Below are 15,625 nucleotides of genomic sequence, written 5' to 3' on the forward strand. Positions count from 1 at the left end.
CAAGCGCAAGCAGCTATGGAAATGAGAGCTTTGCGCAGCAGGGGCATGGCGGTCAGCGGCCGATGGCGAACACCACCGGGGTGCGGTTGTCAGGGGCCTCGCCGTGCTGGCGCCATTGGCGCACGAGGCGGCTTTCCACGCGTGCCTGCGCGAGCGTGAGGCCCGCCGCGATGGCCAGGCGCGTGTTCGGCTGCAGGTGCTGCAGCAGCGCCTGCCACAGCGCGGCATTGCGGTAGGGCGTTTCGATGAAAAGCTGGCTCTGGCCCTGCTTGAGCGCCAGGCCTTCGAGCGCGCGGATGCGTTCGGCGCGCTCGCCCGCGTCCTGCGGCAGGTAGCCCGTGAACGCGAAGTTCTGCCCGTTCAGCCCGCTGGCGGCCAGCGCCAGCAGCAGCGAGACGGGGCCCACGAGCGGCACGACGCGTGCGCCCGCGTCGTGCGCGGCGCGGACCACGGAGCTGCCCGGGTCGGCCACGGCGGGCATGCCGGCTTCGCTGACCAGGCCCATGTCCTGGCCTGCGAGCAGCGGCGCGATGAGCGGGGCGGCATCGAACTGGCCGCCATGGTCGCCCTTCTTGTGCACTTCGCGCGGCAGCTCGGTGATCTGCTGCGCCTGCAGCGGCGCGGCCAGCGGGTGCAGCGCGTCGATGCGCTTCAGGTAGGCGCGGCAGCTCTTGGCGTTCTCGCAGACCCAGTGCGTGAGGCGTGCGGCGGTGCGCAGCGTGCCTTCGGGCAGCGCGTCCTGCAGCGGGGCCTGCGCCTCGCAGCCGAAGTCGAGCGGCGCGGGCACAAGGTAGAGCGTGCCGGGTGCGGCGGGCGTGCTCATGGCAGCACCAGCCCGGCGGCGCGCAGCATGCGGCAGGTGCGGATCAGCGGCAGGCCGACGAGGGCCGTGGGGTCGTCGCTCACGATGGCGTCGAGCAGGCTGATGCCCAGGCCTTCGCTCTTGGCGCTGCCCGCGCAGTCGTAGGGGGTTTCGGCTTGCAGGTAGCGCTCGATCTCGGCGTCGTCCAGGTCGCGGAAGCGCACCTCCACGGGGGCGATGTCCACCTGTGCGAAGCCCGTGGCCTGGCACACCACGGCCACGGCGGTCTGGAAGACTACCGTGCGCCCGCGCATCTGCCGCAACTGCGCCGTGGCGCGCTCGTGCGTGCCGGGCTTGCCCAGGGGCTGGCCCGCGAGGTCCGCCACCTGGTCGGAGCCGATCACCACGGCCTGCGGGTGCTGGGCGGCCACCGCTCGGGCCTTGGCCTGCGCGAGGCGCAGGGCCAGCGCACGCGGGGCCTCGCCGGGCAGCGGGGTTTCGTCCACGTCGGGGGCCGCCACGTCGAAGGGCAGGCCCAGGCGGGCCAGCAGCTCGCGCCGGTAGCGGGAGGTTGATCCCAGGACCAGGGAATAGGGCGGGCGGACGGGTTCAGGCATGGCTTGATTCTCTTACACTGCCGCCCATGACCAAGGAACACTCCCCGACCGGCTGGACGTCAAGGCCTTCGCACAGGCTGGCGGACACCTGTCCGGTCATGACACCCTGCTCAAGTACAAGCGCCTGGCCGAGGAGGCCCAGGGCCTGCACCCCGACCTGCGCGTCGATTGGCAGGCCGATGGCGAAGTGCGCGCCACCCACGGCATCGGCGGCCAGATCTGGCTGCGGCTGAAGGCGGAGGCCACCTTCCCCATGATCTGCCAGCGCTGCTTGCACCCGGTGGACGTGCCGCTCGCCGTGGACCGCGAATTCCGATTCGTGGCCGACGAGGCCACGGCCGAGGCGCTGGACGAGTCCAGCGATGAAGACCTGCTGGCCCTGAGCCGCGAATTCAACCTGCGCGAGCTCATCGAGGACGAACTGCTCATGGAGCTGCCCGTGGTGCCGCGCCACGACGAATGCCCCACCGACGTGAAGATGGCTTCGAGCGACGAGGACTTCGAGGAGGCCAGCGCCGACAAGCCCAACCCCTTCGCCGCGCTGGCCGGGCTGCGCAAGCCCGGTGCGTAGGCCGAAAAGGAGTTGGGCTATAATTGAGGGCTTCGCGCGAATCCCCTCGTGTCTTCAATGGGCTGATCGCGTTTTTACCAACCCTTCAAGACCCTAGGAGCCGAACATGGCTGTTCAGCAAAACAAAAAGTCCCCTTCCAAGCGCGGCATGCACCGCTCGCACAACGCCCTGACGGTGCCTGGCATCGCAGTGGAACCCACCACCGGCGAAACCCACCTGCGCCACCACATCAGCCCCAACGGCGTGTACCGTGGCCGCCAGGTGCTGAAGAACAAGTCCGAAGCCTGATCTCCATCAGGCCCGCTTCGAGGCCCGTTGCTACTTACGTAGCGCGGGCCTTTGTCGTTTTAATATCCGCCGATGACCATCACACTGGCTGTTGACTGCATGGGGGGCGACCACGGCCCCGGCGTCACGCTTCCCGCGTGCCGCCAGTTCCTCGACCACCATCCCGAAGCGCGCCTGCTGCTCGTCGGCCAGCAGGCCAGCCTGCAGGGCTTCTCGCACGATCGGGCCACGGTCGTGCCCGCATCCGAGGTGGTAACGATGGACGACCCGGTCGAAGTCGCGCTGCGCCGCAAGAAGGATTCGTCCATGCGCGTGGCGATCCAGCAGGTCAAGGACGGGGCGGCCCAGGCAGCGGTGTCCGCCGGGAACACGGGCGCGCTGATGGCGATCGCGCGCTACCTGCTCAAGACGCTGGACGGCATCGACCGCCCCGCCATCGCCACCCAACTGCCCCACGCCAAGGGCGGCGCCACCACGGTGCTGGACCTGGGCGCGAACGTCGATTGCACAGCCGAACACCTGTTGCAGTTCGCCGTGATGGGCTCGGCGCTGGTGTCCGTGCTGCAGGACCGCGAGGAGCCTGCCGTGGGTCTGCTCAACGTCGGCGAGGAAGTCATCAAAGGTAGCGAAGTCATTAAAAGGGCAGGCGAATTGCTGCGTTCTGCCGCCAACTCCGGCGATCTCAAATTCCACGGCAACGTCGAGGGCAATGACATTTTCAAGGGCACGGTGGACATCGTGGTCTGTGATGGCTTCGTGGGCAACGTGGCGCTCAAGGCCAGCGAGGGTGTCGCATCCATGATCGCGGGAATACTCAAGCAGGAGTTTTCGCGCAACATCTTCACGAAAATCGCTGCGATCGTCGCTTATCCCGTGCTATCGGCCCTCATGCGGCGCGTTGATCACCGCCGCTACAACGGCGCGGCGCTGCTGGGCCTGCGCGGCCTGGTGTTCAAGAGCCACGGCTCGGCCGACGCGCTGGCCTTCGAGCAGGCGTTGAACCGGGCGTATGATGCGGCCCGCAACAACCTGCTCGACCGCGTCCGCACGCGGGTCGCACACGCGGCGCCCTTGCTGGCAGCCGCCGATGCCCAGCCCGAACCCGGAACTGCCGCCGCAGCCACACATTGATGAGACGCTATTCCCGTATTGCCGGCACCGGCAGCAGCCTGCCGCCGCGCCGTGTGACCAACGATGACCTGGTGGCCCAGCTGGCGCAGCAAGGCATCGAGACGTCCGACGAATGGATCGTGGAGCGCACCGGCATCCGCTCCCGCCACTTCGCCGAGCGCGACGTGGCCAGCAGCGACCTGGCGCTGGAAGCCTCTCGCCGTGCCCTGGAGGCCGCAGGCCGCCAGCCGCAGGACATTGACCTGATCATCGTCGCCACGTCCACGCCGGACATGGTGTTTCCCTCCACCGCCTGCATCCTCCAGCACAAGCTGGGCGCGAACGGCTGCCCCGCCTTCGACGTGCAGGCCGTGTGCAGTGGCTTCGTCTATGCGCTCACGGTGGCGGACGCCATGATCCAGTCAGGTGCCGCCAGCCGCGCGCTGGTCGTCGGGGCGGAGGTGTTCAGCCGCATCCTCGACTTCAAGGACCGCACCACCTGTGTGCTCTTCGGCGACGGCGCTGGCGCCGTGGTGCTGGAGGCCTCGGAAACGCCCGGCATCCTGGCCAGCGACCTGCATGCCGACGGCAGCCACGTGGGCATTCTGTGCGTGCCCGGCAATGTCTATGGCGGCCAGATCCTGGGCGACCCGCTGCTCAAGATGGACGGGCAGGCCGTGTTCAAGCTCGCCGTGGGCTTGCTGGACAAGGCCGCGCGCGCCACGCTGGACAAGGCGGGCCTCACCGATGCCGACATCGACTGGCTGATCCCGCACCAGGCCAACATCCGCATCATGCAGAGCACGGCGCGCAAGCTGAAGCTGCCCATGGACAAGGTGGTGGTCACGGTGGACCAGCACGGCAACACCTCGGCGGCTTCCATTCCCCTGGCGCTGGACCACGCGGTGCGCGCGGGCCAGGTCAAGCCGGGGCAGACCGTGCTGCTCGAAGGCGTGGGTGGCGGTTTCACCTGGGGTGCTGTACTCCTGAAAATATAGCTGCTTGCGCTTGCTGGATAAGCGCTGGAGCCTGATTCCATTCAAAACCAAGAAGAGACAATGGCACACAACTTTGCATTCGTGTTCCCCGGCCAGGGCTCGCAGTCCGTGGGCATGCTCGATGCGTGGGGCGATCATCCCGCGGTGGCCGAGACGCTGCGCGAGGCGTCCGACGCATTGGGCGAGGACGTGGGCGCATTGATCCACGGCGGCCCCAAGGAGGCGCTGGCCCTCACCACCAACACCCAGCCCGTGATGCTGGTGGCCGGCGTGGCCGCCTGGCGCGTCTGGCGTGCCGAGGGTGGCGCGCTGCCCTCGGCCGTCGCCGGGCATTCGCTGGGCGAATACGCTGCACTCGTCGCCTCGGGCGTGCTGACGCTGGCCCAGGCCGCGCCGCTGGTGCGCCTGCGCGCCGCCGCCATGCAGGAGGCCGTGCCCGTGGGCACGGGCGCCATGGCCGCCATCCTGGGGCTGGACGCCGCCAAGGTCATCGCCGGCTGCGCCGAGGCGACCGCGAGCTTCGGCGCGGGTTCGCCCGAGGTGGTCGAGGCCGTGAACTTCAACGACCCCATGCAGACCGTCATTGCCGGCAGCAAGGCCGGCGTCGAGAAGGGCTGCGAAATGCTCAAGGCCGCTGGTGCCAAGCGCGCGTTGCCGCTGCCCGTGTCGGCGCCTTTCCACTCCAGCCTCATGAAGCCCGCCGCAGAGAAGCTGCGTGCCGCCCTGGCCGCGCTGACGCTGGAAGCGCCGCAGATCCCCGTGGTCAACAACGTGGACGTGGCCGTGCAGCAAGATGCCGACGCCATCCGCGACGCGCTTTACCGCCAGGCCTTCGGTCCGGTGCGCTGGGTGGAGTGCTTGCAGGCGTTGAAGGCGCGCGGCATCACCCATGTCGTCGAATGCGGTCCCGGCAAGGTGCTGGCCGGCATGACCAAGCGCATCGACCCCGAGCTGGTCGGCGCCTCCCTGTACGATCCGGCCACCCTGGCCGAAACCCGAGAGCTGCTGGCATGAGCGAATCCACGACCCCTTCCCAGACCGCGCTGGTCACCGGCGCGACGCGCGGTATCGGCGCGGCCATCGCCGCCGAACTGGCGGCCCGCGGCCTGCGCGTGATCGGCACGGCCACCACCGACGAAGGCGCGGCGCGCATCACCGAAGCGCTCTCCGCCCACGGCGGCAGGGGCGTGAAGCTGAACGTGACCGATGGCGCCGCCGTGGATGCGCTGATTGATGCCATCGTGAAAGAGCACGGCGGCCTGCACGTGCTGGTGAACAACGCCGGCATCACGCGCGACACGCTTGCCATGCGCATGAAGGACGACGACTGGGACGCGGTGCTGGACACCAACCTCAAGGCCGTCTTTCGCGTGAGCCGCGCGGCCATCCGGCCCATGATGAAGCAGCGCTTCGGCCGCATCATCAGCATCACCAGTGTGGTCGGCGCCTCGGGCAACCCCGGCCAGGCCAACTATGCTGCTGCCAAGGCCGGCGTGGCCGGCATGACCCGCGCCCTGGCGCGCGAGCTGGGTAGCCGCGGCATCACGGTGAACTGCGTGGCCCCCGGCTTCATCGCCACCGACATGACGGCCGACCTGCCCGAAGAACAGAAGAAGGCCCTCAAATCCCAGATCGCCATGGGGGATCTGGGGCAGCCGAGCGACATTGCGCATGCGGTCGCCTACCTCGCATCGCAGGGCGCTGGCTATGTGACGGGGCAGGAATTGCACGTCAATGGCGGCATGTACATGTAGTTGAAGCAAATTGACGCCGGATCGTCCGTGCGGCGGGCTGCTCGGGTGCTGCACCCGAAGCGGCTAGAATCGCGGATTCATTCACAACCCCCAGAGGGAAACCATGAGCGATATCGAAGCACGTGTCAAAAAAATCATTGCCGAACAACTCGGCGTGGAAGAGTCCCAAGTCACCAACGAAAAGGCTTTCGTGGCCGATCTGGGTGCCGACTCTCTGGACACGGTGGAGCTGGTGATGGCGCTGGAAGACGAATTCGGCATCGAGATCCCCGATGAGGATGCCGAGAAGATCACGACGGTGCAAAACGCCATCGACTACGCCAACACCCACCAAAAGGCCTGATTCCATTTCTAAATCAACCGTTGCTTTGTCGGCTTCGCCTTCGTGCACTCGATTGATAGATAAATGGAATGAGCGGCCGGCGCCCCGGTGGGGCGCAGCATCCGATCAGCAGAAGGTTTAACGCATGAGCCGTCGTCGCGTCGTCGTGACCGGCCTGGGTTGCATTTCGCCCGTGGGCAACACGGTGCAGGATGCCTGGGCCAGCATCCTTGCCGGGCAATCCGGCATTGACCTCATCACCAAGTTCGACGCATCGAACTTTGCCTGCAAGATCGCGGGCGAGGTCAAGGGCTTCGATCTGGAGTCCTACATCAGCGCCAAGGATGCGCGCACCATGGACACCTTCATCCATTACGGCATCGCCGCAGCCCAGGAGGCTGTACGCGACGCGGGCCTGCCGACAGGCGAGGCGCTGGATGAAGAGCTGGCCACGCGCATCGGCTGCATCATCGGCTCGGGCATCGGCGGCCTGCCGCTGATCGAGAACACCCACGCCGAACTGGCCAACCGCGGCCCACGCCGCATCACGCCGTTCTTCGTGCCGGCGTCGATCATCAACATGGTGGCCGGCCAGGTATCGATGCGCTTCGGCTTCAAGGGCCCGAACCTCTCTGTCGTGACCGCGTGCACGACGGGGCTGCACTGCATCGGCGAGGCGGCCCGCAAGATCGAATACGGCGATGCCGACGTGATCGTGGCCGGCGGCACCGAGGCCACCGTTTCCCCGCTGGGCGTGGGGGGCTTCGCCGCGATGCGCGCGCTGTCCACGCGCAACGACGATCCCAAGACGGCCTCGCGCCCTTGGGACAAGGACCGCGACGGCTTCGTGCTCGGCGAGGGTGCGGGCGTGGTCGTGCTCGAAGAGTACGAGCATGCCAAGGCGCGCGGTGCTCGCATCTATGCCGAGGTGGCTGGCTACGGCATGAGCGCCGATGCTGGGCACATGACCGCGCCGAACATGGACGGCCCGCGCCGCGCCATGCAGGCGGCCCTGCGCAACGCCGGCGTGAACGCGGACGAGGTGCAGTACCTCAACGCGCACGGCACCTCCACCCCGCTGGGCGACCTGAACGAAACCAACGCCATCAAGGCGGCGCTCGGCGACCATGCGAAGAAGATGGTGGTGAGTTCCACCAAGTCCATGACCGGCCACCTGCTGGGCGGCGCGGGCGGTATCGAGAGCGTGTTCACCGTGCTGGCGCTGCACCACCAGAAGGTGCCGCCGACCATCAATCTTTTCTCGCAGGATCCGGAGTGCGATCTGGACTACTGCGCGAACACGGCGCGCGACATGAAGATGGATGTCGCCCTCAAGAACAATTTCGGCTTCGGCGGCACCAACGGCACGTTGGTCTTCAGGCGCGTTTGATGGCATCCCTGCCGCAGCGGGCACGCCTGCCGGCGGCAGCACGCCCGGATGCCGCCGGGCGGCTTTGATGCGCGGCGCCGCCTACGCACCCTCCGTCCAATTCCCCTTCGGCCGTTCGCGGCGCGCAGGGCAGGCCTTGTTCGCGGTCGCGGCCTTGGGGTTCGCCTGCATGCTGGCCTGGTGGATGCTCGGCAATGGCCGCGAACGTGCTCTGGCGGGCCTGGCGCTGTGGTGCCTGTGCGCGGCGGCGGCCTGGAGCCTGTGGCATGGCCTTTTTCCGGGGCAATTGGTGTGGGATGGCCGGGAATGGTCCCTGCTGGCCGATGGGGGCCGGGGGTGGGGCGGCTTGGTGCAATGGCCGCGCGTGCACCTGGATCTGCAATCGGGGCTACTCCTGTCCTTGCGCCTGGTGCGCGGCCGTACGGTCTGGCTGTGGCTGGAGCGCGGCAGTTCGCCACTCCGGTGGGAAGCCCTGCGGCGTGCGGTATATTCGCGCGCCCCATCCGGCACGGCCCGTGCCGAAGGCATGCCTTCCCGGCACGAAGGTGAGACACAGACAAGGACATGACAGCCTCTACGAATGAACCCGCCGACAGTGATCTGCGCCTGGTGGAGCGCACGGTCGCGGGCGACCAGCGGGCGTACGAGTTGCTGGTCATCAAGTACCAGCGGCGCATCGAGCGGCTGATCGGGCGCATGGTGCGCGATGTGGACTTGGTGCAGGACATCACGCAGGAGACTTTCCTGCGGGCCTACCGGGCGCTCCACCAGTTCCGGGGGAGGCGCAGTTCTACACCTGGCTCTACCGCATCGCGGTCAACACGGCCAAGAAGGCCCTGGTGGACCTCAAGCGCAACCCGGTGATCACCGAAAGCGCCCTGCGCGGTGGCGGTGACGACGACGATGAAACTTCCCTGCTCGATCGTGAACTAACCAGCGACGAAACCCCCGAGACCGTCCTGGCAGCCCAGGAGATCGCCGCTGCGGTGAACGCGGCCATGGAGGCGTTGCCTGAAGACCTGAGGCAGGCGGTGACGCTGCGGGAGATCGAGGGACTGAGTTACGAGGAGATCGCCGCGGCCATGAACTGCCCTATCGGCACGGTGCGGTCGCGGATCTTCCGGGCCCGGGAGGCGATATCGGCCCGGGTCAAGCCCTTGCTCGAGAAGCGCTCGGGCAAGCGGTGGTAATGGATATATCGGGGTAGCGCGATGCAGGTGGCACCATGAAGGACGATGTGATGAAGCGCGAATGCCTGTCGGCACTGGCCGACGGGGAGTTGCAAGGGGATGAGTTCGCCCAGGCCATGGCCTATGCCGGCACAGACGAAGGCCAGGCATCCTGGCAGCTCTACCACATGATTGGCGAGGTGATGCGCTGCAGCGAGCCCGTGCATGCCACCGACCCTGCGCTGCTGGGACGCTTGCGCGAGCAACTTGCGCGTGAGCCGCTGCCCGCGCGGCTGCCCGCTGCCGCATTGGCACAGGTGGCCCGCCACGACGAGGCCGCCAACGCGTCGGTGTTCCGCTGGAAGCTTGCCGCAGGCTTCGCTTCCCTGGCCGCCGTCGCGGCGCTGGGCTGGAATGCCTATGTCGGGCTGACCCCGGGCGTCGCTGCTGCGGGCGCGCAGCTGGCCGCCGTGCAGCCCGCGCCTGCCATGCCGCCGCAGCAGCAGACGATGGTGGCCACGAATATCGGATCCGATGGGCCGCAGATCATGATCCGCGACCCGCGCCTGGACGAACTGCTGGCGGCCCACAAGCAGTTCGGCAGCACCTCTGCCCTGCAGATGCCCGCAGGCTTTTTGCGCAACGCCACTTTCGAGGCCCCTGCGCGCTGAAAACATTGACCAGGCTATTTGTCCAGGAACGGGAGTAGCGTGACGCGCATGCGGATTCGTGCGGATCAACGGATGCTGGCGTGGTATGCGAAATGGGGTGGAATCGCTGTGGGCGTGGCCCTGTGGCTGATCGGCGCGGCCAGTGCGGAGCCTGCACCGTGCGCAGTGGCGGTTTCCGACGCGCCTGCTGCAAGCCGGCCGACAGATGTGGCGGGGTGGATAGCCCGCATGCACCACGCGTCGCTCAGCCGCAATTACAGTGGCACGTTCATGGTCCTGTCGTCCAACGGGGCGATGGCCAGTTCCCGGATCTGGCACGCTTGTGAAGGCTCGCAGCAGATCGAGCGCGTGGAAGCGCTCAGCGGAACGCCGAGGATCGTGTTCCGCCACGAGGGCGAAGTACGGACTTTTCTGCCTCAGGCGCGCATCGTGCGCAGCGAAATGCGCGATGCCAGGGGGCTGTTCCCCCGCGTTCCCGATGCGGAAGGCGTATCGCCGGACAAGCACTATGCAGTGAAAGCTGCTGGCCGGGAGCGCGTGGCTGGGCTGGATGCCGACGTGGTGGCCTTCATTCCGCGCGATGCCTGGCGCTTCGGCTACCGCATCTGGGCGGAGCAAGGCTCGGGCCTCGCCCTCCAACTGCAGACCCTGGATGCCGAGGGGCGCGTGCTGGAGCAGGCCGCCTTCTCGGAGCTGGCCATGGAGTCGCCCGCCGGGCTGCAGGCCATGCTGCGCATGATGGGCGACATGGAGGGCTACCGCAGGGCGGCCGTCCCACTGGAGCGGACGACGGCGGACGCCGAAGGCTGGCGCATGCGGGCCACGGTGGCGGGCTTCGTTCCCCAGGGCTGTTACAAGAAGGCGCGTGCTGTTCAAGCGGAGGTGCCGCGCACGGTGCTGCAGTGCATCTACTCGGATGGGCTGGCGACGCTGTCGGTCTTCCTGGAGCCCTATGGCGCCGGGCGGCACCCGGAGGGTGCCCGTTCCGTCAGCATGGGAGCGACCCAGGTGGTGGCGCAAAAAGTCGGGCAGGACACCTGGGCCACCGCCGTGGGGGAAGTGCCCCTGGAGACGCTGCGCCGTTTCATCGGTGCCCTGGAGCGTGCACGCTGAACGCCTATCCTGGCGCTGACGGCGGGAACCAATCGGGCCGGGCGCCTTCACAGATTCAGTTTCGGTGATTTGAAAGACAAGGAAAGGTCGACGATGCGGATGATCGATTGGAAGGAAGGCATGCACTCCTGGGCCCTTGCCGGCCTGATGGCGGTGGCAGGTGCTGGCGGTCTGCTGGGGACGGGGTCCGCGCAGGCGCAATCTGCGCCCGCGGTGCGGGGCCTGCCCGACTTCACGGAACTGGTGGAGCAGGTGGGGCCGTCGGTAGTGAACATCCGCACCACGGAGAAGGTGTCCAGCCGTCCGGCGCTGAACGGCATGGACGAGGACATGCTGGAGTTCTTCCGGCGCTTCGGCGTCCCGGTCCCCAACATTCCCCGGCAGCAGGGACCGCAGCGCCCGCAGCCCGAGGAGCAGCCGCGCGGCGTGGGCTCGGGCTTCATCCTCACGCCTGACGGCTACGTGATGACGAATGCGCACGTGGTCGAGGGAGCGGACGAAGTCATCGTCACGCTCACCGACAAGCGCGAGTTCAAGGCCAAGATCGTGGGCGCCGACAAGCGCACGGATGTCGCCGTGGTCAAGATCGACGCCACGGGCCTTCCGGCCGTCAAGGTGGGCGACGTGAGCCGCCTCAAGGCGGGCGAATGGGTCATGGCCATCGGCTCGCCCTTCGGGCTGGAGAACACGGTGACCGCGGGCATCGTCAGCGCCAAGCAGCGCGACACGGGCGACTACCTGCCTTTCATCCAGACCGACGTGGCCATCAACCCCGGCAATTCCGGCGGGCCGCTGATCAACATGCGCGGCGAGGTGGTCGGGATCAACAGCCAGATCTATTCCCGCTCGGGCGGCTTCATGGGGATTTCCTTCGCCATCCCCATCGACGAGGCCATCCGCGTGAGCGAGCAGTTGCGCACCGTGGGCCGCGTGAGCCGCGGGCGCATCGGCGTGCAGATCGAATCGGTGTCCAAGGACGTCGCGGAGTCGATCGGGCTGGGCAAGTCCCAGGGCGCCCTGGTACGCGGCGTGGAAGCCGGCTCTCCGGCCGAGAAGGCCGGCATCGAAGCGGGCGACATCATCACTCGCTACGACGGAAAGGCCGTGGAGAAGGTCTCGGACCTGCCGCGCCTGGTGGGCAATACCAAGCCGGGTACCAAGACCAGCATCACCGTGTTCCGCCGAGGTGCCTCGCGCGACCTGTCGATCACCATCGCCGAGGTGGAGCCGGAGGAGAAGGCCGTGGCCAAGGCCGCAGAGCAGGAGAGCAAGGGCAAGTCGTCCTCGGCCGCGCAGCAGATCGGCCTGGTCGTGGCAGAGCTCACTGCCGCGCAGGAAAAGGAGCTGAAGGTCAAGGGCGGCGTGCGTGTCGTGACGGCTGCGGATGCCGCGGCCCGCGCAGGCCTGCGCACGGACGACGTCATCGTGGCGCTGGCCAACACCGAGATCCGCAACCTGAAGGACTTCGAGGCAGCACTGGCCAAGGCCGACAAGGCCAAGCCCATCAACGTGCTGTTCCGCCGGGGCGAGTGGGCGCAGTACACGCTGATCCGTCCTGCCCGCTGACGAGCGGAGCCTGCGTGACAAAGCCCTGCCCCGGAGTCGGGAGTGGGGCTTTTTTCCGTGAAGCGCAAACTGCAGCCTGCGGCCGAGTTTTTCTATCTGTGCATATTTGTAGAATGGAGGGGTTCAATGTGAGGGTTTTGATATAAACTCCCGCCGCTTCGCCACCATGCGGGAGGCAGGCGAGTGATGCACAGGTGTTCCACAGCTCGCGCACACCTTGTCCAGATATTTGGGCTCCCAATTGTTGATAACCTGTTGATAAAATTCCCGTTGCAGCATGGCAACGGCCCTTGGCTGTAGTCGGATGGGCTTCCCGGAAAGGCCTTTTTGCCTACAATGAAGCTCCAACTATCGCAGTTGCCAAAGATTGTTGGTTCAGGGCGCGTCGCTTGTTTGACGCGCCCTTTTTTCTTGTGCCGGTCATTGCAATTCAAATACTTGTCGTTATCCGTTGATGAATCACATCAGAAATTTCTCGATCATTGCGCACATCGACCACGGCAAGTCCACCCTTGCTGACCGCCTCATCCAGCGCTGTGGCGGGCTCGCGGACCGCGAGATGGAAGCCCAGGTGCTGGACTCGATGGACATCGAGAAGGAGCGTGGGATAACCATCAAGGCGCAGACCGCCGCGCTGCAATACAAGGCCCGCGATGGCCAGGTCTACAACCTCAACCTGATCGACACGCCCGGCCACGTGGACTTCTCGTACGAAGTCTCGCGCTCGCTCTCCGCATGCGAAGGCGCGCTGCTGGTGGTGGATGCATCGCAGGGCGTGGAGGCGCAGACCGTGGCCAACTGCTACACCGCGCTCGAACTCGGCGTGGAAGTGCTGCCCGTGCTCAACAAGATGGATCTGCCGCAGGCCGACCCCGAGAACGCGAAGGCCGAGGTCGAGGACGTGATCGGCATCGACGCGAGCGAGGCCATTCCCTGCTCGGCCAAGACGGGCATGGGCATCGACGAGATCCTCGAGGCCGTGGTGGCCAAGGTGCCGCCCCCGAAGGGCAACCCGCAAGGCCCGCTGCGTGCCATGATCATCGACAGCTGGTTCGACAGCTACGTGGGCGTGGTCATGCTGGTGCGCGTGGTGGACGGCGAGCTCAAGAAGGGCGAGCGCTTCAAGATGATGGCGACCGGCGCCGCCTACGACGCCAACCAGCTCGGCGTGTTCACGCCGGCCAACCAGCCGCGCGACATGCTGCGCGCGGGCGAGGTGGGCTACATCATCGCCGGCATCAAGGAGCTCAAGGCCGCCAAGGTGGGCGACACCATCACGCTGGAAAAGAAGCTGCCCAACAACGCGGGCCCGGCCACGGAGGCGCTGCCCGGCTTCAAGGAAATCCAGCCCCAGGTGTTCGCGGGCCTCTACCCGACCGAGGCCAACCAGTACGACCAGCTGCGCGATGCGCTGGAAAAGCTCCAGCTCAACGACGCCTCGCTGCACTTCGAGCCCGAGGTGTCGCAGGCGCTGGGCTTCGGCTTCCGCTGCGGCTTCCTGGGCCTGCTGCACATGGAGATCGTGCAGGAGCGCCTGGAGCGCGAGTTCGACCAAGACCTGATCACCACCGCGCCCAGCGTGGTCTACGAGGTGGTCAAGGGCGACGGCGAGGTCATCATGGTGGAGAACCCCTCCAAGATGCCCGAGCAGGGCCGCATCCAGGAGATCCGCGAGCCCATCGTCACCGTGCACCTCTATATGCCGCAGGACTACGTGGGTCCGGTGATGACGCTGGCCAACCAGAAGCGCGGCGTGCAGTTGAACATGGCCTACCACGGCCGCCAGGTCATGCTGACCTACGAGCTGCCGCTGGGCGAGATCGTGCTGGACTTCTTCGACAAGCTCAAGTCGGTCTCGCGCGGCTATGCGTCGATGGACTACGAGTTCAAGGAGTACCGCGCATCCGACGTGGTGAAGGTCGACATCCTGCTCAACGGCGAGAAGGTCGATGCCCTGTCCATCATCGTGCACCGCAGCCAGAGCCAGTACCGCGGCCGCGCGGTGGCGGCCAAGATGCGCGAGATCATCAGCCGCCAGATGTTCGACGTGGCCATCCAGGCCGCCATCGGCGCCAACATCATCGCGCGCGAGACCATCAAGGCGCTGCGCAAGAACGTGCTCGCCAAGTGCTACGGCGGCGACATCACGCGCAAGCGCAAGCTGCTCGAAAAGCAGAAGGCCGGCAAGAAGCGCATGAAACAGATCGGCTCGGTCGAGGTGCCGCAGGAGGCATTCCTGGCCATCCTGCAAGTGGAGGATTGATGCAAGCCATGCAATACATCACCGCCGCCGTGCTCGCGGCGTTCGCGGGCTACGTGGGCGCCTGGTACCTGGGGGCCATCGAAGGCAATTTCGCGCTGTTGCTGTTCCTGGCCACCGTGGTCACGGGCGTCTACTGGCTGGCCGAGCGGTTCGTCTTTTTGCCGCGCCGCCGCCGCGCCGCCCAGGCGCTGGAAGACGCCGCGGCCCAGCGCCGCGCCGAGCTGGACCGCATGGGCATCCAGAAAGTGGACGGCGACGTCGAGGAGGCCAAGGGCCGCATCCTCATGCAGCCCTGGTGGCTGGACTGGACGGCCGGGCTCTTCCCCGTGATCGCCGTGGTCTTCCTGCTGCGTTCGTTCCTGTTCGAGCCGTTCAAGATCCCCTCGGGCTCCATGATCCCGACGCTGCTCGTGGGCGACCTGATCCTGGTGAACAAGTTCACCTACGGCGTGCGCCTGCCCGTCGTCAACACCAAGATCACGCAGGGCAACGCCCCGCAGCGCGGCGACGTGATGGTGTTCCGCTACCCCCGCAGCCCAGCATGGACTACATCAAGCGCGTGGTCGGCGTGCCGGGCGACGAGGTGGCCTACCTGAACAAGCGCCTCACGGTGAACGGCAAGCCCGTGGAGACCACGGCGCTGCCCGACTTCTTCGACCAGGACGCGATGCGCTACTTCAAGCAGTTCGACGAGCAACTGGGCGAGCACCGCCACCGCATCCTCAACACCCCCGAGGTGCCGGCCTTCGTGCAGAGCGCGAGCCAGTTCAAGTTCCGCGAGAACTGCCGCTACAGCGTGGAGGGCGTGAGCTGCAAGGTGCCCGAGGGCCACTACTTCATGATGGGCGACAACCGCGATAATTCGCTCGATTCGCGCTACTGGGGCTTCGTGCCGGACGAGAACATCGTCGGCAAGGCCTTCTTCGTGTGGATGAATTTCGGCAACCTCAAGCGCATCGGCTCGTTCAACTGATGCGCGACACCAGCATG

General features: G+C 66.8%; 14 protein-coding genes and 3 pseudogenes. 15 read left to right on the forward strand and 2 right to left on the reverse strand.

Going from position 1 to position 15,625, the window contains the following annotated elements; genetic code table 11:
- Positions 1–52: 52 nt before the first annotated feature.
- Both AAG689_RS03465 and AAG689_RS03470 read right to left on the reverse strand, forming a co-directional pair.
- Positions 53–823 carry an SAM-dependent methyltransferase gene (locus AAG689_RS03465; protein WP_406624778.1) on the reverse strand — a complete coding sequence of 257 codons (771 nt, stop codon included), beginning with the start codon at positions 821–823 and terminating at the stop codon, positions 53–55.
- On the reverse strand, positions 820–1,419 hold the full coding sequence (locus AAG689_RS03470) for a Maf family nucleotide pyrophosphatase (protein ID WP_406624779.1): 600 nt from the start codon (positions 1,417–1,419) through the stop codon (positions 820–822). Before AAG689_RS03470 ends, AAG689_RS03465 begins: the two co-directional genes overlap by 4 nt.
- 26 nt (positions 1,420–1,445) lie before the next feature.
- Between AAG689_RS03470 and AAG689_RS03475 the strand changes: the two are divergent.
- The 15 genes and pseudogenes from AAG689_RS03475 (at position 1,446) to lepB (ending at position 15,608) form a co-directional block, all read left to right on the forward strand.
- Positions 1,446–1,990 (forward strand): annotated as a pseudogene (locus AAG689_RS03475) (YceD family protein).
- 106 nt (positions 1,991–2,096) lie between these two features.
- Positions 2,097–2,279, forward strand: a complete 183-nt coding sequence (gene rpmF / locus AAG689_RS03480) for a 50S ribosomal protein L32 (RefSeq protein WP_024001319.1) — start codon at positions 2,097–2,099, stop codon at positions 2,277–2,279.
- A 72-nt stretch (positions 2,280–2,351) separates the two neighbouring features.
- Entirely contained in the window at positions 2,352–3,410 is a 1,059-nt protein-coding gene (gene plsX / locus AAG689_RS03485; RefSeq protein ID WP_406624780.1) for a phosphate acyltransferase PlsX, read from the forward strand.
- The gene (locus AAG689_RS03490; RefSeq protein WP_406624781.1) at positions 3,410–4,387 is read left to right on the forward strand and encodes a beta-ketoacyl-ACP synthase III; all 978 of its coding nucleotides are present in this window, start codon (positions 3,410–3,412) and stop codon (positions 4,385–4,387) included. Before plsX ends, AAG689_RS03490 begins: the two co-directional genes overlap by 1 nt.
- Before the next feature lie 60 nt (positions 4,388–4,447).
- Complete coding sequence (fabD, locus tag AAG689_RS03495; protein ID WP_020228382.1) at positions 4,448–5,401, forward strand: ACP S-malonyltransferase; 954 nt, start codon at positions 4,448–4,450, stop codon at positions 5,399–5,401.
- The gene (gene fabG / locus AAG689_RS03500; protein WP_020228381.1) at positions 5,398–6,141 is read left to right on the forward strand and encodes a 3-oxoacyl-ACP reductase FabG; all 744 of its coding nucleotides are present in this window, start codon (positions 5,398–5,400) and stop codon (positions 6,139–6,141) included. Before fabD ends, fabG begins: the two co-directional genes overlap by 4 nt.
- A 103-nt stretch (positions 6,142–6,244) precedes the next feature.
- Positions 6,245–6,484 (forward strand): acyl carrier protein, encoded by a 240-nt coding sequence (gene acpP, locus AAG689_RS03505; protein WP_003058049.1) that lies wholly within the window; start codon positions 6,245–6,247, stop codon positions 6,482–6,484.
- Positions 6,485–6,608: 124 nt separating this feature from the next.
- The gene (gene fabF / locus AAG689_RS03510) at positions 6,609–7,853 is read left to right on the forward strand and encodes a beta-ketoacyl-ACP synthase II (protein ID WP_406624782.1); all 1,245 of its coding nucleotides are present in this window, start codon (positions 6,609–6,611) and stop codon (positions 7,851–7,853) included.
- 67 nt (positions 7,854–7,920) lie between these two features.
- Complete coding sequence (locus AAG689_RS03515; protein ID WP_406624783.1) at positions 7,921–8,421, forward strand: hypothetical protein; 501 nt, start codon at positions 7,921–7,923, stop codon at positions 8,419–8,421.
- A pseudogene (gene rpoE / locus AAG689_RS03520) lies at positions 8,418–9,043 on the forward strand (RNA polymerase sigma factor RpoE). The gene AAG689_RS03515 and the pseudogene rpoE overlap by 4 nt, the downstream one beginning before the upstream one ends.
- Before the next feature lie 35 nt (positions 9,044–9,078).
- Positions 9,079–9,693, forward strand: coding sequence for a sigma-E factor negative regulatory protein (locus tag AAG689_RS03525; RefSeq protein ID WP_406624784.1), 615 nt, complete (start codon positions 9,079–9,081; stop codon positions 9,691–9,693).
- Between the two features lie 72 nt (positions 9,694–9,765).
- The gene (locus AAG689_RS03530; RefSeq protein WP_406626278.1) at positions 9,766–10,806 is read left to right on the forward strand and encodes a MucB/RseB C-terminal domain-containing protein; all 1,041 of its coding nucleotides are present in this window, start codon (positions 9,766–9,768) and stop codon (positions 10,804–10,806) included.
- A 147-nt stretch (positions 10,807–10,953) separates the two neighbouring features.
- On the forward strand, positions 10,954–12,372 hold the full coding sequence (locus AAG689_RS03535; RefSeq protein WP_406626279.1) for a Do family serine endopeptidase: 1,419 nt from the start codon (positions 10,954–10,956) through the stop codon (positions 12,370–12,372).
- A 454-nt stretch (positions 12,373–12,826) separates the two neighbouring features.
- A complete protein-coding gene (gene lepA / locus AAG689_RS03540; RefSeq protein ID WP_020228375.1) occupies positions 12,827–14,635 on the forward strand; it encodes a translation elongation factor 4 in 1,809 nt (602 codons plus the stop codon).
- Positions 14,635–15,608: pseudogene (lepB, locus tag AAG689_RS03545) on the forward strand (signal peptidase I). The gene lepA and the pseudogene lepB overlap by 1 nt, the downstream one beginning before the upstream one ends.
- The last annotated feature ends 17 nt before the right edge of the window (positions 15,609–15,625 follow it).

This window comes from Acidovorax sp. SDU_ACID1 (assembly GCF_045291395.1).
Classification (GTDB): Bacteria; Pseudomonadota; Gammaproteobacteria; order Burkholderiales; family Burkholderiaceae_C; genus MR-S7.

Excerpts from the sequence above, each read along its gene's own strand:
- AAG689_RS03465 (WP_406624778.1), bottom strand. The coding sequence starts at position 823 with ATGAGCACGCCCGCCGCACCCGGCACGCTCTACCTTGTGCCCGCGCCG.
- AAG689_RS03470 (WP_406624779.1), bottom strand. The coding sequence starts at position 1,419 with ATGCCTGAACCCGTCCGCCCGCCCTATTCCCTGGTCCTGGGATCAACC.
- rpmF (WP_024001319.1), top strand. The coding sequence starts at position 2,097 with ATGGCTGTTCAGCAAAACAAAAAGTCCCCTTCCAAGCGCGGCATGCAC.
- plsX (WP_406624780.1), top strand. The coding sequence starts at position 2,352 with ATGACCATCACACTGGCTGTTGACTGCATGGGGGGCGACCACGGCCCC.
- AAG689_RS03490 (WP_406624781.1), top strand. The coding sequence starts at position 3,410 with ATGAGACGCTATTCCCGTATTGCCGGCACCGGCAGCAGCCTGCCGCCG.
- fabD (WP_020228382.1), top strand. The coding sequence starts at position 4,448 with ATGGCACACAACTTTGCATTCGTGTTCCCCGGCCAGGGCTCGCAGTCC.
- fabG (WP_020228381.1), top strand. The coding sequence starts at position 5,398 with ATGAGCGAATCCACGACCCCTTCCCAGACCGCGCTGGTCACCGGCGCG.
- acpP (WP_003058049.1), top strand. The coding sequence starts at position 6,245 with ATGAGCGATATCGAAGCACGTGTCAAAAAAATCATTGCCGAACAACTC.
- fabF (WP_406624782.1), top strand. The coding sequence starts at position 6,609 with ATGAGCCGTCGTCGCGTCGTCGTGACCGGCCTGGGTTGCATTTCGCCC.
- AAG689_RS03515 (WP_406624783.1), top strand. The coding sequence starts at position 7,921 with ATGCGCGGCGCCGCCTACGCACCCTCCGTCCAATTCCCCTTCGGCCGT.
- AAG689_RS03525 (WP_406624784.1), top strand. The coding sequence starts at position 9,079 with ATGAAGGACGATGTGATGAAGCGCGAATGCCTGTCGGCACTGGCCGAC.
- AAG689_RS03530 (WP_406626278.1), top strand. The coding sequence starts at position 9,766 with ATGCTGGCGTGGTATGCGAAATGGGGTGGAATCGCTGTGGGCGTGGCC.
- AAG689_RS03535 (WP_406626279.1), top strand. The coding sequence starts at position 10,954 with ATGGCGGTGGCAGGTGCTGGCGGTCTGCTGGGGACGGGGTCCGCGCAG.
- lepA (WP_020228375.1), top strand. The coding sequence starts at position 12,827 with ATGAATCACATCAGAAATTTCTCGATCATTGCGCACATCGACCACGGC.